This window comes from Micromonospora sp. NPDC049645 (assembly GCF_040675155.1).
Taxonomy (GTDB): domain Bacteria; phylum Actinomycetota; class Actinomycetes; order Mycobacteriales; family Micromonosporaceae; genus Micromonospora.
Genome location: NZ_JBFAOI010000025.1, coordinates 23,494 through 38,640 on the forward strand (window position 1 = coordinate 23,494; position 15,147 = coordinate 38,640).

General features: G+C 71.3%; 12 protein-coding genes. 7 read left to right on the forward strand and 5 right to left on the reverse strand.

The genetic code is table 11. The features are described 5' to 3' along the window. Positions 1–89 precede the first annotated feature (89 nt). Positions 90–1,031 carry a diacylglycerol kinase gene (locus AB0J33_RS29950; protein ID WP_363618304.1) on the forward strand — a complete coding sequence of 314 codons (942 nt, stop codon included), beginning with the start codon at positions 90–92 and terminating at the stop codon, positions 1,029–1,031. On the opposite strand, the gene AB0J33_RS29955 is transcribed toward AB0J33_RS29950, so the two are convergent. After that, positions 994–1,911: an EamA family transporter gene (locus tag AB0J33_RS29955; RefSeq protein WP_363618281.1), complete on the reverse strand. Its 918-nt coding sequence runs from the start codon at positions 1,909–1,911 to the stop codon at positions 994–996. The genes AB0J33_RS29950 and AB0J33_RS29955 overlap by 38 nt on opposite strands. Before the next feature lie 113 nt (positions 1,912–2,024). Here AB0J33_RS29955 and AB0J33_RS29960 point away from each other — a divergent pair, with 113 nt between their 5' ends. After that, positions 2,025–2,321, forward strand: a complete 297-nt coding sequence (locus AB0J33_RS29960) for a hypothetical protein (RefSeq protein ID WP_363618283.1) — start codon at positions 2,025–2,027, stop codon at positions 2,319–2,321. Beyond that, positions 2,318–2,716: a PIN domain-containing protein gene (locus tag AB0J33_RS29965; RefSeq protein WP_363618286.1), complete on the forward strand. Its 399-nt coding sequence runs from the start codon at positions 2,318–2,320 to the stop codon at positions 2,714–2,716. The genes AB0J33_RS29960 and AB0J33_RS29965 overlap by 4 nt, the downstream gene beginning before the upstream one ends. A gap of 19 nt (positions 2,717–2,735) precedes the next feature. Here AB0J33_RS29965 and AB0J33_RS29970 read toward each other — a convergent pair whose 3' ends face one another. Beyond that, entirely contained in the window at positions 2,736–3,506 is a 771-nt protein-coding gene (locus AB0J33_RS29970; protein WP_363618288.1) for an HAD-IA family hydrolase, read from the reverse strand. Between the two features lie 86 nt (positions 3,507–3,592). Between AB0J33_RS29970 and AB0J33_RS29975 the strand changes: the two genes are divergently transcribed. Both AB0J33_RS29975 and AB0J33_RS29980 read left to right on the forward strand, forming a co-directional pair. After that, positions 3,593–6,394, forward strand: a complete 2,802-nt coding sequence (locus AB0J33_RS29975) for a DEAD/DEAH box helicase (RefSeq protein WP_363618290.1) — start codon at positions 3,593–3,595, stop codon at positions 6,392–6,394. Between the two features lie 165 nt (positions 6,395–6,559). After that, positions 6,560–7,444 (forward strand): MHYT domain-containing protein, encoded by an 885-nt coding sequence (locus AB0J33_RS29980; protein ID WP_363618292.1) that lies wholly within the window; start codon positions 6,560–6,562, stop codon positions 7,442–7,444. Between the two features lie 39 nt (positions 7,445–7,483). Here AB0J33_RS29980 and AB0J33_RS29985 read toward each other — a convergent pair whose 3' ends face one another. The 3 genes from AB0J33_RS29985 to AB0J33_RS29995 form a co-directional block, all read right to left on the reverse strand. Continuing rightward, a complete protein-coding gene (locus tag AB0J33_RS29985; protein ID WP_363618294.1) occupies positions 7,484–8,341 on the reverse strand; it encodes an endonuclease/exonuclease/phosphatase family protein in 858 nt (285 codons plus the stop codon). A 132-nt stretch (positions 8,342–8,473) separates the two neighbouring features. Then, the gene (locus tag AB0J33_RS29990) at positions 8,474–9,412 is read right to left on the reverse strand and encodes a superoxide dismutase (RefSeq protein ID WP_363618296.1); all 939 of its coding nucleotides are present in this window, start codon (positions 9,410–9,412) and stop codon (positions 8,474–8,476) included. Between the two features lie 155 nt (positions 9,413–9,567). After that, positions 9,568–11,901, reverse strand: coding sequence for a beta-L-arabinofuranosidase domain-containing protein (locus tag AB0J33_RS29995; protein WP_363618298.1), 2,334 nt, complete (start codon positions 11,899–11,901; stop codon positions 9,568–9,570). Between the two features lie 694 nt (positions 11,902–12,595). Between AB0J33_RS29995 and AB0J33_RS30000 the strand changes: the two genes are divergently transcribed. Further along, positions 12,596–14,377, forward strand: a complete 1,782-nt coding sequence (locus AB0J33_RS30000) for a family 43 glycosylhydrolase (protein ID WP_363618306.1) — start codon at positions 12,596–12,598, stop codon at positions 14,375–14,377. Positions 14,378–14,762: 385 nt separating this feature from the next. Continuing rightward, on the forward strand, positions 14,763–15,147 hold a 385-nt coding region (locus tag AB0J33_RS30005), incomplete at its 3' end, for an endo-1,4-beta-xylanase (protein WP_363618308.1).

Consider the following 15,147-nt stretch of genomic DNA (forward strand, 5'->3'; position numbering starts at 1 on the left):
GTCGTCGGGACTGATGGTGACGGTGCCCGCCCCTGGTGAACGGCGGGTGTCCGACCGGTACGGTGCTGCCCGTGACCGCAGACGATCACCTGCCCGGCCCGGTCGCCGGTGGACCTGTCGACCGCGCCCCGCTCGCCGGTGGGCCGGTGGCCGTTCTCACGAACCCGTCCGCCGGCCGGGGACGGTACAGCGCCCTGCTGCCCCGGTTGCTGGACGGACTGGCCGCCGCGGGACGGCCGCTTCGGCTGCTGTCGGCGTCCAGCCCGGGCGAGGCGGAGGCGGCGTGCCGTCAGGCGGTCGCCGAGGGCGCTGGCGCGCTGGTGGCGGTCGGTGGGGACGGCACCGTGCACCGGGCCCTGCAGGCGGTCGCCGGCACCGACGTGCCGTTCGGCCCGATCCCGGCCGGCACCGGCAACGACTTCGCCCTGGACACCGGTTTCCCGGCCGACCCCCTCGCGGCGGCGGCGGTGATCGCCGCGGCGGTACGCGACGGCCGCGGTCAACCGGTCGACCTGGCCCGGATGGTCGGCGCCGACGGCGTCGAGCGCTGGTACGGGGCGGTCCTCGCGGCCGGGTTCGACGCGATCGTCAACGAGCGGGCCAACCGGATGCGCTGGCCCCGTGGCCCGCGCCGGTACGACCTGGCGATCCTGGTCGAGCTGGCCCGGCTGCGCCCGCGCCGCTACACGTTGCGCCTCGACGGGGTGCCGCACGAGCTGGACGCGGTACTCGTGGCGGTGGGCAACTGCCCCACGTACGGCGGTGGGATGCGGATCTGCCCCGACGCGGACCCGACCGACGGGCTGCTCGACGTGGTGGTGGCGGGTCGGGTGAACCGGCGCACCCTGGTCCGGGTGAAGCCGCGCATCTACCAGGGCACCCACGTCAGCCACCCGCTGGTGCGCAGCTTCCGGGCCCGCACCGTGGAGCTGGCCGCCGAAGGCATCACCTCGTACGCCGACGGGGAACGCTCCCTGGCGCTGCCGGTGACGATCAGCGCGGTTCCGGGCGCCGTGCGGCTGCTGCGTTGACCCGTACCGCGCCGATGCTGGCCGCGATGACCAGCACGATGGCGGCGCACTCCAGCAGGGTCAGCGCCTGCCGCAGCACCAGCCACCCGGCGAGCGTGGCGACGGCCGGGCCGAGGCTCATCAGCACCGCGAAGGTGGCGGTGGGCATCCGCCGTAGCGCCAGCAGCTCCAGGGTGTAGGGCAGCCCGGAGGCGAGCACCGCGAGACCCGCGCCGAGTGCCAGCACCGTCGGGTCGAGCAGCACCGCGCCGCCGTCGACGATGCCCAGCGGCAGGGTGACCAGCGCCGCGACGGTCAACGCCAGGGCCAGGCCGTCCGCGCCGGGAAAGTGGCCGCCGACCCGGGCGCTCAGCACGATGTACGCGGCCCACATGCCGCCCGCGCCGAACGCGAGGGCCACCCCGACCGGGTTCAACCGGTCGAAGCCGCCCTGCCCGAGCAGCGCCACCCCGGCCAGTGCCAGCCCCGCCCAGCCCCAGCTGGCCAACCGTCGGGCGGAGAACACCGACAACGCCAGCGGGCCGAGCACCTCCAGCGTCACCGCCGGGCCCAGCGGGATGCGTTCGATGGCCTGGTAGAACAGCGAGTTCATGCCGGCCAACGCCAGCCCGAACGCGCCGGCCGCGAGCCAGGCCGAGCGGTCGTGCCCGCGCAGTCGCGGCCGGCACACCACGAGCAGCAGCACCGCGGCGATGGTCAGCCGCAGGGTCACCGCGCCGGCCACCCCGGTACGCGGGAAGAGCAGCGCGGCCACGGCGGCGCCGAACTGCACCGACAACGCCCCGCCGAGCACCAGTCCCACGGCGACGATGCCACCGCGCCGAGCGGGTCGGGTGTCGCCCGCGGGTGGCGTGGGCAGCAGGGTCTCCGTCACGGGCACGACGCTAGGCCGTCCGCTTCGGCCGCCTTGCGGCGGTATCCACCTGGCGACACGGCGGTAAGTGTTCGCCAACCCGGTGCTACCGGCGTACGGTCCCTGGTATGACCAGCGCGATGCGGAAGCTATCGATCTCCGTGCCACCCGATGTGGCTGAGCGCCTGGAGCGCGAGTCCAACGCCAGCGCCTACATCACCCAGGCGGTCCGCGACCGGATGCGGCTGGACGCCCTGGACGCGGAGCTGGCTCACCAGGGCATTCCGATCACCGAGCAGGGCGTGGCCGAGGCGCGCGCCCGCCGGGCCGCCGTGGAGGCCGACTGGTCACCGGAGCGCCGCAACGCCCTCCGCGAGCGGGCCCGCCAGCACGCGCTGGACGCCGCCGCCGGCACGCTCGAACAACCGGCGGCATGAGCCGCGAAGACGACCGCCCGGTCCGGCTCGTGCTGGACCGGTCGGCACTGCTGGCGTACCTGGCGGGTTCGGTGCATGTCGGGGAGCCGCTGCACGAGGTCATCCAGGACCGCAACAGGTTCGGCGTCACTGCCGTGACCGCGGCGGAGGCGCTGGCGATCGTCAGCGATCCGAAGGACCGGGCGACCCTGCACCGGCTGCTGAACCTGGACGCCTGCGAGGTGCTCTCGACCGAGGGGCACTCCTGGCACGAGCTCAGCTTCTGGCGCACGGTGACGGGACGTGCCGATCTGGCCAGCACGGCGCTGGCCGTCCTCGAACACGACGCCTCGATCCTCACCGGAGAGGACCGGTACGGCGACGGTGACCTACCGGTGATCCACATTCCCGCCTGAGGGCACCCCAACCGGCCGGTCAGGCCGGCAGGGCGAGGTCGAGCACCGCGCCCAACCCGTTCTCCCGGCCCGGCTCGGCTGCCGGGAGCACCAGCACCGAGCAGCCGGCGGCCACGGCGCCCGCGTCCGCCGGTGTGTCTCCGACCATCAGGGTCTGCTCCGGATCGACGCCCAGCATGCCGCAGGCCCGCCAGAAGATCGCCGGGTCGGGTTTGCAGCGCCCCACCTCGTAGGAGAGCACGAACGCGCCGACCAGGTCGGTCAGGCCCCAGGCGTCGAAGTGCGGCCGCAGGTCGAAGCCGATGTTGCTGACCACCGCCACCGGCACCCCGGCGTCGCGCAGCGCGGTCAGGGTGGGGGTGGTGTCGGCGTACGGGAGCCAGCCCTCGGCGGTCAGCAACCGTTCGTAGAGCGCGTCGGCGAACCCGTCGATGCCGGCGTCGACGGTCTCGGCCAGTCCGGTGTACGCGCCCCGGTGGGCGTGCTGGTAGAGGTCCCGGTCGGCCCACAGCTCGGCCAGTCGAGGTGGCACCCGCGCCGGCAGCGGCCCGCCGGCGCGTCCGGCGGTGAGCAGGCGGTCGGCCAGCGAGGTGGCGCGGACCGGGTCCAGGGTGACCCCGCACGCCGCCGCGGCCTTCAGCACCCACTGTCGGGGATCCTCCACCTGGGCCAGGGTGCCGTGGAAGTCGAAGAGCACCGCCTTGACAGGGCGTCGGGACGCCCGGCGGGCCGCGGGCGCCTCGGCGCTGCCCGGCGGACTGGTCTGGGACGGTTCGGCGTGGTCCGGCACGCCGTGCACCCTACCGACCGCCCCGGACGGCGGCTCGGGACGGCCTTGTGGGGTGACGTGTCCCGGCACGCACTAATCTTGGAGCCATGTCGAGCCCCGCCGAGCGGTACGCAGCGGCGCGCCGCCAGGCCGCACAAGCCGCACAGTTTCCGGCGTTGGACGAGTTCGCCCTTGAGCTGGGGTTCGACCTCGACGACTTCCAGCGGGAGGCGTGTCAGTCGCTGGAGCGGGGCAGCGGTGTGCTGGTCTGCGCTCCCACCGGCGCCGGTAAGACGGTGGTCGGGGAGTTCGCCGTCCACCTGGCGTTGCGGGGGCGGCCCGGTGACCCGGTGGCAGCCGACGACCCGGTGGCGCCGCCGACCCGGCGCAAGTGCTTCTACACCACGCCGATCAAGGCGTTGTCCAATCAGAAGTACCACGACCTGGTCGCCCGGTACGGTGCCGAGCAGGTCGGCCTGCTGACCGGCGACAACGCGATCAACGGCGACGCCCCGGTGGTGGTGATGACCACCGAGGTGCTGCGCAACATGCTCTACGCGGGCTCCAGCACCCTGCAGGGCCTCGCGTACGTGGTGATGGACGAGGTGCACTACCTGGCCGACCGGTTCCGCGGTGGGGTGTGGGAAGAGGTGATCATCCACCTGCCGGCGTCGGTGACCCTGATCTCGTTGTCGGCGACCGTCTCCAACGCCGAGGAGTTCGCCGACTGGCTGGTCACCGTGCGCGGCGAGACCGCCGTGGTGGTCAGCGAGCACCGGCCGGTGCCGTTGTGGCAGCACATGCTTGTCGGCAAGCGGATGTTCGACCTGTTCCACGACGCCGACGCCGCCCGTAAGCATGACGTGCACCCGGAGTTGCTGCGCTACACCCGGGAGACCGCGCGGCGGCTGGAGTTGGGCGAGGGACGCGGCGCGGGGCCGGGCGCCGGGCGGCGTGGCCCGCGCTGGCGGGGCCCGCTGCGCCCGGACATCGTCGACCGGCTGGACCGGGAGGGTCTGCTGCCGGCGATCCTGTTCATCTTCAGCCGGGCCGGCTGCGCCGCCGCGGTGCAGCAGTGTCTCGCCGCCGGGCTGCGGCTCACCTCGCCCGAGGAACGGGCGGAGATCCGCCGGGTGGTCGAGTCCCGGGTCACCGCCATCCCCGGTGAGGACCTGTCGGTCCTGGGCTACTGGGAGTGGCTCGACGGTCTGGAGCGCGGCCTGGCCGCCCACCACGCCGGCATGCTGCCGGTGTTCAAGGAGGTCGTCGAGGAGCTGTTCGTGCGGGGCCTGGTGAAGGCGGTCTTCGCCACCGAGACCCTGGCGCTGGGCATCAACATGCCGGCCCGCTGCGTGGTCCTGGAACGGTTGGTCAAGTACAACGGCGAGGCGCACGTCGACCTGACTCCGGGGGAGTACACGCAGCTCACCGGGCGCGCCGGCCGCCGGGGCATCGACGTGGAGGGGCACGCCGTCGTGGTGTGGTCCCCGGAGACCGACCCACGGCACGTGGCCGGGCTGGCGTCCACCCGCACCTACCCGCTGCGTTCCAGCTTCCGACCGTCGTACAACATGGCCGTGAACCTGGTCGGCACGGTCGGCGCGGAGCCGGCCCGGGCGCTGCTGGAGTCCTCGTTCGCCCAGTTCCAGGCGGACCGGTCGGTGGTCGGCCTGGCCCGGCAGGTGCAGCGCAACACCGAAACCATCGAGGCGTACGGCGCGGAGGCCGCCTGCCACCACGGTGACTTCGACGAGTACTTCGCGTTGCGGGTGGCGATCGCCGACCGGGAGAAGGCGATCGCGCGGCAGGGGCAGACCCAACGCAAGGCCGCCGCGGTGGCCTCGTTGGAGCGGCTGCGGGTCGGCGACGTGATCCGGGTGCCGTCGGGCCGGCGGGCCGGTCTGGCCGTCGTGTTGGACCCGGCGACCGGCGGGTTCGGTGAGCCCCGACCGTTGGTGCTCACCCAGGACCGCTGGGCCGGACGGGTCAGCCCCGGTGACTTCACCACCCCGGCAGAGGTGTTGGCCCGGATCCGGGTGCCCAAGCACTTCAACCACCGGTCGCCGGCCGCCCGACGGGATCTCGCGGCCGAGGTCAGCGGCACCGGCCTGGACCGGCACGGCGGCCGACGCGGAGGCCGCTCCCGGCAGGTGACCGGCGAGGACCACCGGATCACCCAGCTCCGCACCGAGCTGCGCCACCACCCCTGCCACGCCTGCCCGGAGCGGGAGGAGCACGCCCGCTGGGCGGAGCGGCGTCGGCGGTTGGAGCGGGACACGGAGGAGTTGCGGGAGCGGGTCAGCGGGCGCACCGGTTCGCTCGCCCGCACGTTCGACCGGATCGTCGCTCTGCTGACCGAGCGCGGCTACCTCGGTCGGGATGGCGCGGTGACCGATGCCGGTCGGATGCTCGGCCGGATCTGGACCGAGGCGGACCTGCTGGTCGCCGAGTGCCTGCGCCGGGGGGTGTGGAACGGGCTGTCCCCGGCCGAGTTGGCCGCCGCGGTGTCCGTGGTGGTGTTCGAGGCGCGTCGTGACGTCGACGAGCGGGCGTCGCTGCCGCGCGGTCCGGTGGCCGACGCGGTGGACGAGACGCTGAAGTTGTGGGGGGAGATCGAGGCCGACGAGGCGGCGCGGGGGTTGACCGCGACCCGGGAGCCGGATCTCGGCTTCGCCTGGCCCGTCTACCGGTGGGCCCGGGGTGAGGCGCTGGCCAAGGTGCTCGGTAGCGGTCACGAGATCGACGGTGAGATGCCCGCCGGCGACTTCGTGCGGTGGGCCCGGCAGGTCGTCGACCTGCTCGGTCAGATTGCCGACTCCGGCGGTGCCACACCGGAGCTGCGCTCCACCGCCCGCCAGGCGATCGCGGCCGTCAATCGGGGCGTTCTCGCGTACCACACGTCGGCCTGACAATTACGAACGGTGATTATTGTCGTCGAATCGACGCAGCGCACGGTTACCGCAACCGCACCCCTCGGTGCGCCCTGGGGGCACTGTTGCGCCTGATCACGGCACCCCTGATCATTGCCGAAGCGTCTTGTTGACGCGCCGGTAACGAATGGGGAGAAAGCCGCCGTGGCGGAAATAAATCACTTTGAGTACGGATGGATCACACCCACGCTGAGCTACGCGCTGTCCGTGCTCGGGTCGATCCTCGGGCTGATCTGTGCCGGGCGTATCCGGACGGCCAAGACCAGCGGCCAGCGGGCCTGGTGGGGTCTGCTGTCGGCCTGGGCGCTGGGCGGCACCGCCATCTGGGCGATGCACTTCATGGCCATGCTCGGCTTCGCCGTGGAGAACACCCGGATCCGCTACGACGTTCCGCTGACCGCGGCCAGCACGGCCATCGCCGTGGTGGCGGTCGGTATCGGCCTGGCCATCGTGGGTACCGGCCGGCTGAACCCGGTGCGACTGATCGCCGGCGGTGTCTTCACCGGTGCCGGTGTGGCCGCCATGCACTACACCGGGATGGCCGCCATGCGACTCAACGGCAGCCTCGACTACGACAGGGTCCGGGTCGTGCTCTCGGTGGTCATCGCCGTGGTGGCGTCCACCGTCGCGCTGTGGCTCGCGATGACCGTCCGGCGGGGGCTGGCGATCTTCGCCTCCGCGCTGGTGATGGGTGTCGCCGTCAACGGGATGCACTTCACCGGCATGAGCGCCCTGTCGGTGCACCGCCACGACCGTGGCGGTGAGATCACCGGCGCCGGAGTGAGCACGCTGCTGGTGCCGATCGTGCTGGCGGTGATCTTCGGGGTGGTCGGTCTGCTCTACGCCCTGCTCGCCGCCCCGACCGACGACGACCGGGCCGCCACCGCGTACCTGGCTGGTCGGAGGGAATCCGAATCGGCGGCGGCGCCGCCCACCGCCGCGCCCGACCCGGTCGGGTTGCGCGCCCGCTCCACCCTCGGCCAGCCGGGCACCCCGTTCCCGTCCCGTCGGGACACGCCGCCCCGCTGAACCGGTGCGGCCGGCCGGCGTCATTCCGGGGGGCGCGGCTCAGGTCGGCGGTCGGCCCCGGTCGACGGTGAGGGTGGTCAGCAGGCCGGCGTGGTCGGTCACCCCGTGCATGGGCACCAGTCGGCGACAGCAGAGCGTGATGCCGGTGGTCGCCATGACGTGCTGCAGTCGGCCGTCGCCGATCCGTTGGTGGCCCGGCGGCGTACAGGAGCGTACGTCGGGGTCGTGGCCGGCGAGCAGGTTGAGGTCCCCGCCGAGCACGACGGGCCGGTCGCCCGCGGTACGGCTGATCGTCGGCAGGATCGTGTCGAGCAGCTGGTCGCACTGGGTGAGCGCGACCCGGTCGCCGGTGGCGGACAGGTGCGTGGTGCAGGCGAGCAGGGCTTCGTCGACGTCGACGCAGAGCCAGGCGCGTTCCTCGGGGTCGGCGAGGTCCTGGGTCGGGTGGATGCCGCGGTACACGGTGTGCGGGCTGCCCGAGGTCGGTGCCTGGGTCAGCACCCCGACGCCGAACCGTTCGCCGTTGCGGCAGCGGGTGTCGTTGCCGCTCGGGCGGTCACCGGCGGCCTGGAACGCGGCCACGACGCGTCGGCCAGGGTGGACGGTCGCGAAGGCGCCGCGCAGCACGGGAAGGTCGTCCGCGCAGATCTCGTTGAGGGTGACCAGGTCAGGGGCCTCGATGCTGATCACCTCGACGGCCCTGGCCATCGCTCGGCCGGTGTAGCAACCGGCCCGGCCACTGTTGCAGAGGTTCATCTGGAGCATCCGCAGCGTGGTGGTGCCCGCGCCCTCGGTGGGGGCGGTCACCGTCGGTGTCGCCGGTAGCGCGCCGGCGGCCAGCAGGCAGCCGATCGCCAGTGTGCGGCGCAGCAGTCGGTACGAACGGGCGGCGGCCACAGGGACTCCGGATGCACGAGGCGAACGTTGTCGCCGAGGTGCCAGTGATCCTACTGGCGGCCCAACGCCCGATCGTCGCCCGGACGGCGGGGGCGAGGGGGCACCCGCGCGGCGCGTACCCCCTCGCAGCGGTCAGCGGGCGCGGACCGCGACGGCCGTGTACGCCGTGGTCGGGGTGGGTGGGGTGGTGAAGCGGGCGTTGGGCAGGTAGAGCCGGCCCAGCGCCTTCGCGACGGTGGTGGGCACGTCGAAGTTCGGGTCGGTGATGGTGTCGGTGAGCGCGCCGGCGGTGCCGGCGTGGTTGAGCTGGACCACCGCGATCTGGTTGAGGCGGTTCTGCACGACGTAGAGGGTGCGGCCGAGCAGCAGCAGCCCGTCGCCGTTGGCGAAGGTGTGGCCGGGCACGTCCACGACGGTGCTCCCGCCGGTCGCCGGGTCGACCCGGTACAACGTGCCGGTGCTGGACTGGACGACGATCAGCGCCCGGCCGTCCGGCGTGGTGGTGATGCCGTTGAGGTTCACGCCGGTGCCGACCTGCTGGTACGCGCCGGTCAGCGTGATCGTGTCGAAGGCGTCGGCGGGCGGCAACGCGCCACCGCGTCCCAGCGGCAGCCGGTAGAGCACCGGCCGGTTCGAGTCGGTGAAGTACGCGGCGTCACGGGTCAGGACGACGTCGTTGACGAACGTGGGGGCGGTGGCGAACTGGTAGCGGGCCAGCACCTCGCCGGTGCGGGTGTCGAGCACCCGGGCGTCGCCAGCCGTGCCGCCGGAGACGAAGAGCCGGCCGCGTGGGTCGACCTTGAGGCCGAGCGACGGGGTGCCGGTGGCCGCGCCGATCGTGGTGCCCCGGCCGGTGATCAGGTCGACGCGCTGGATGGCGCCGGTGGCCCGGGAGCCGAAGTAGGCGTACCGACCGGCGGTGGCGATGCCCTCGGGCTGGAATCCGTCGGGGAGGGCGAGGACGGTCGGCGGTCGCCCGGCGGGGTGCGCCTGCGCGGGCGCGACGGCGACGGTGGTCAGCAGGGCGGCGGTCAACGCGCCGACGAGCGCGGTGCGGAGGGGGCGGTTCACTGTGCTCCTTCCGGGCGGAGGGCGGCACGAGCCGACACGTCCGCCAGGTTCACTGGGGCCAGGACCCTCCCCACTGTACGACCGCCGCCGGGTGTCCGCCGGGCGTCACCGGCGCGGCCTTCGGGTGACCGCGCCGGTGGCCCGTGGGCCGGAGGTCAGGCGTTGCGGACCAGCCGCCACCGGTTGTCGGCGCTGCCGTTGTCCGGGTCCTGTACGGCCTGCGCACCGTAGGCGGTGGACCCGTTCAGGATTCCGAGCAGCTTGTTGCTGTTGACGTTGCGGATCTTGTAGGTCCCGTCACCGTTGTCCACCAGGATCCAGCGGTGGTCGGCGGTGCCGTTGTCGGCCCACTGCAGGACCCGGGCGTTGTCGGCGGTGGACATGTTCTCCACCCCGAGCACCTTGCCGCTGTTGACGTTGCGGAACCGGACCGCGTTGCCGTCGGTCACCAGCACCCAGTTGTGGTCCGCGGTGCCGGTGTCGCCCCACTGCACGGCCAGCCCACCGTCGGCGGTGGACATGTTCTGGATGCCGAGGACCAGGCCGGTGCCGACGTTGACCAGGCGGTAGCTGCCACCGGTGTTGCCGCCACCGCTGGTGCTCCAGTAGACGGTGTAGTTGTAGCCGTGCGCGTCGTAGAAGGGAGCGAGGTTCACCGTGGACCCGTTGGCGCTGGCGGTGAACGCGAGTGAGCTGGTGCTGGTCCGCGTGATCGACGAGACGGTGAGCGCCGGCAGCGTGCTCAGCGTGGTGTTGCCGTAGTTGCCGGCCAGCACCGTGGGGCCGTACGTGACGGCGGCCACCGAGCTGTTGTCGTTGGCGGCGCGCGTGACGAGCTGCATCGGCAGTCGTACGGTGATGGTGTCGCCGGCGGCCCAGGTGCGGGTGACCGTGGCGTAGCTGCCCGGTGTGGTGGCGACGTTCTGCACCGTGCCGTTGACGGCGATCGTCGCACCGCTGGTCCAGGCCGGGATCCGAACCCGGATGCTCCACGAGCCGCTCATCGACCCGGACAGGGTCAGGGTGCTCGTGTCGCTGACCGGGTAGCTGGTGCTCTGGGTGACCGTGATGCCCCGCTGCGACCAGGTCAGCACCGACGGCGTGAACAGGTTCACGGTCAGCGTGGTCCCGTTGTAGAAGTAGACGGACTCCATCAACCTCGTGTTGATCTCCAGGCCGGTGCCCTGGCAGCACCAGAACGAGTTGTAGTCGGTGCTCCAGGTGCCGCCGCCCCAGGCCGGGCCCACACCTCGACGCCCGCCCGGCCGCAACGGGGTGAAGTAGGTGATGTGGCCGTGGCTGTCGGCCGGGTTCTGCCCACCGATCAGGTGGTTGATCAGCGCTCGCTCGTAGAAGTCGAAGTAGTCGGTCCGGTTCGGGTCGAGCAGCCACAACTCCCGGGTCAGTTTGAGCATGTTGTAGGTGTTGCACTGCTCGCAGGTGTCGTTGCTGAGATACCCGGCGATCGCGTTCGGGGCCCGGAAGTGCTCGGCCTGGCTGTTGCCGCCGATGACGTAGGTGTGCGCGCCGACGGTGATGTTCCAGGCGTTGCTGGCGATGTCCCGGTAACGGGTGGTCCCGGTGGCCTTGTACTCACGGGCCGCGCCGATCCACTTGGGCACCTGGGTGTTGGCGTGCAGCCCGTTGAGCTGGTCGGAGTTGGCGGCCAGCGGGTTGAACACGGCGGCGTGGTCGAAACGTTGGGCGGTGGTGAGCCAGCGGGAGTCACCGGTCTGCTGGTAGATGTCGGTGAGCACGTCGTTCATCCCACCGAACTCGGTGCCCAGCATCGACTGCATCTGGCTGGAGCTCAGTCGGCTCGTCCGGGTGTCTACCCAGCCGGCGAGGGCCAGCAGGACCGTACGGGCCTGGGTGTTCCCGGTGTAACGCCAGACGTCGAGCAGCCCCGCGAGGGTCTTGTGGATGCAGTAGTAGGGCACGTTGCCGTTGGACAGCGTCCGTGCCTCCAGGGCGGTGAAGTCGGACTCGGGGAAGCCGGACAGGTAGCCCGCGCCGAACCCGGCGGCGGAGTTGTTGGCCTGGCACTTGGCCAACTCGGCCACCATGTAGTTCGCCTTGTCCCGGCAGGTGGTGTCACCCAGCACGGCGTACGCGTACGCCCAGGCGGTCAGGAGGTGTCCCTGCATGTGCGTGCGGAACGGGAAGTTCGGCGCGTCCCAACCCCCGTTGGTGGCGGCGCCGTTGGTGGACAGCCGGTGGTTGGCGCGGAAGTTGTAGAGCATCCGGTCGACGTCGACGAACCGCAGGTAGTTGAGCGTCCGGGTCTGGTTGTCCATCCATCGACCGGCGGTCAGGCGTACCTGACCGGGGTCGAAGGGGTACGCCGAGACGCCGATGTCGGGCCGGGCCGGCGGCACGATGGCCGCGGAGGCGCTGCCGGGGGTGACGGCGGCGCCGGTCGCGGAGAGCAGCGCGGTGGCACCGGCGGCCTGAAGCAGGTGGCGGCGGCTGAGGGGCAGCGGTGACATGGGGAACCTCCAGGTGGCCGGGTACGTCGGGCCGCCATCGATGGCGGTGGGGTCGTCGGCGGCAAGGGGCCGACGACGCGTGTGGTGTGGATGGTGGGACACGGTCGCCGTGGGCGCCGGGTGCCCACCCCTGGCGCCTATCGCGGCGCATCAATGTGATCGCTAACATAGTTGCTCGTTAACACGCTCGCAACCCCCGAGGTGTCCCGCTGGGTCATCGCGGCGGCGCCCCGGCCCGCCGGGGCGCTCGCCCGACCGCGGCTGTGGTCCGAAACGGACATTCGCCGGACCTTCGACGGCAAATTGTGACCGTGTGTGACGGATGCCGATGGGTGGAGAGGCTGTGCGGTTTCGTTGACGCCCGCCCGGTCACTCAGTACGGTGCATCGTAAATCTTGGATGTCCACGTCAATACATCAATGCTGCGATGTGGTTACGACGGTCATCCCACGCCATGCGAAAAACCAGGTCAGTTGAGGGGAGTGGTACTCGACAAATTGCTGTTAGCGCTAACACGGCTGCCGGCCGTGCGGTTCATCGTGCGCGGGAAGGCCCGCACGATCGCCAGCCCCGGCGGCGGTGGCTCACCAGGTCAGACGTCACGCACCGCGCACTCTCTGTGGGAGCACACGTGAAGGTCAAAGATCGAACCACCACCCGGACCACCCGCCGGTTCAGGCGCGGGGTCGCCTGGCTGGCGAGCCTCGCCTGCGTCCTCGCGCTGATCCCGGGCACGGCCCGGGCCGACAATCCCATCGTCCAGCACATCTACACCGCCGATCCGGCGCCGCTAATCCACAACGGCCGGGTGTATCTCTACACCGGCCACGACGAGGACGGCTCCACGTACTTCACGATGAGGGAATGGCGGGTGTGGTCGTCCGCGGACATGGTGAACTGGACCGACCACGGCTCGCCGATGAGCCTGGCGACCTTCGCCTGGGCCGACGCCAACGCGTGGGCCGGCCAGGTCGTCGCGCGCAACGGCAAGTTCTACTGGTACGTGCCGGTACGCCAGCGCTCGAACGGGCAGATGGTCATCGGCGTCGGGGTGGCGGACAGCCCCACCGGGCCGTTCCGCGACGCGCTCGGCCGACCACTCGTCGGCAACAACGAGATCGACCCGACGGTCTTCGTCGACGACGACGGTCAGGCGTACCTGTACTGGGGAAACCCGGGTCTGTGGTACGTGCGGTTGAACCAGGACATGATCTCGTACTCCGGCAGCGCGACCCGCATCCAGCTCACCACGGCGGGGTTCGGCACCCGGAACGGAAACGCGAGTCGCCCGACCCTGTATGAGGAGGGGCCGTGGGTGTTCAAGCGCAACGGTTTGTACTACAACGTGTTCGCCGCGGAGTGCTGTTCGGAGTTCATCGCGTATTCCACTGCGCCGGGGCCGACCGGGCCGTGGACGTACCGAGGGACGATCATGCCGCGCCAGGGCGGTAGCTTCACCAATCACGCGGGGGTCGTCGATTTCCAGGGTGGGTCGTATTTCTTCTACCACAACGGGGCGTTGCCCGGTGGTGGTGGTTACACCCGTTCGGTGGCGGTGGAGAAGTTCAGCTACAACTCCAACGGCACGATCCCGACGATCAACATGACCACCACGGGTGCGCCGCAGGTGGGCACGTTGAACCCGTACGTGCGGCAGGAGGCCGAGACGATCGCGTGGGGTTCGGGGATCGAGACCGAGGTGTCCAGCGAGGGCGGAATGAACGTCGGCTGGATCGAGAACGGCGACTACCTCAAGGTCAAGGGCGTCGCGTTCGGCGCGGGCGCGACGTCGTTCAGCGCCCGGGTCGCGTCGGCCACCAGCGGCGGGCGGATCGAGGTCCGTCTGGACAGCGCCACCGGCCCGACCGTGGGCACCTGCACGGTGGGTGGCACCGGTGGATGGCAGACCTGGAGCACCACCACCTGCGGGGTGAGCGGCGCGACCGGCACCCACGATCTCTACCTACGCTTCGCCGGCGGCAGCGGCAACCTGCTCAACATCAACTGGTGGCAGTTCGGCGGCGCCGGCGGCAGTGCCAACCTGCTCACCAACGGCGACGTGGAGAACGGTACGACGGGTTGGGGCGTACACGGCAGCGGAACACTCACCAGGAACACGACCGTCGCGCACGGTGGCAGCGGGTCGTTGTCGATCACCGGCCGGACCGGCGCGTGGAACGGGCCCAGCCAGGACGTGACGTCGAAGCTCACCAACGGTAAGAGCTACACCACAAACGTCTGGGTACGCGCACAGAGCGGCACCCCGTCGGCGAAGGCGACCCTGTCGCTGACCGTCAACGGCACGACGAGCTACCAGCAGCTGACCCCCGCCGCGGGGGTGAACGTCAACGGCTGGACGCTGCTCACCGGCACCACGTCCGTGTCCTGGAACGGCACGCTGACCGGCGCTGCCTTCTATGTCGAGACGGCGGAGGGCACCGACAGCCTCCTCGTCGACGACGCCTCGTTCCAGTGAGGTGGGCGGCCGGAGCCGTCCGCGTACGGCTCCGGCCGCGCCCCCGTCCGGTGTGTTCGGGCGAGCGGTCCGTTACGTCTTGACGAACGCCGTGTTATCGCTCACAGTCGATGTCTGAGGGCGGCCGCACCTGTGGTTCACCGGGCGAATCTGCTGTGGCCCCTCGGAGCGCGACGTCCGCCCAGGGCATGCCGGGCGTCGTGTCAGGACTCCCCGCACTGCTGCCGCGACGGCGACCGCTGCTGTCGTCTCCGATGTCGCAGGAGCAGATTCGGGCGCTGCGCCTCCATCGCCGCACCACCACAGACAAGGATTCCGCATGAATCACAGAAGAGCCTGGCGAGCGGCGGTGACCATCGCAGTCACCGGCGTGCTCGCCGCCGGAATGACGATGGCGCTGACCTCCACGGCCAGCGCCGGCACCACCCTCCGGGCGTCGGCGGCCGAGAAGGGCCGCTACTTCGGCGCCGCCGTCGCGACGGGCAAGCTCTCCACAAGCGTTTACACGACGATTTTGAACCGCGAGTTCAACAGTGTCGTGGCCGAGAACGAGATGAAGTGGGACGCCACCGAGCCGCAGCAGGGGCAGTTCAACTACGGCGGTGGTGATCGTCTGGTCAGTCACGCGCAGGCCAACGGGATGAGCGTGCGCGGTCATGCCTTGCTGTGGCACCAGCAGCAGCCGGGTTGGGCGCAGGGCATGTCCGGTAGCGCGTTGCGCAACGCGGCGATCAACCATGTGACGCAGGTGGCGACGCATTTCCGGGGCA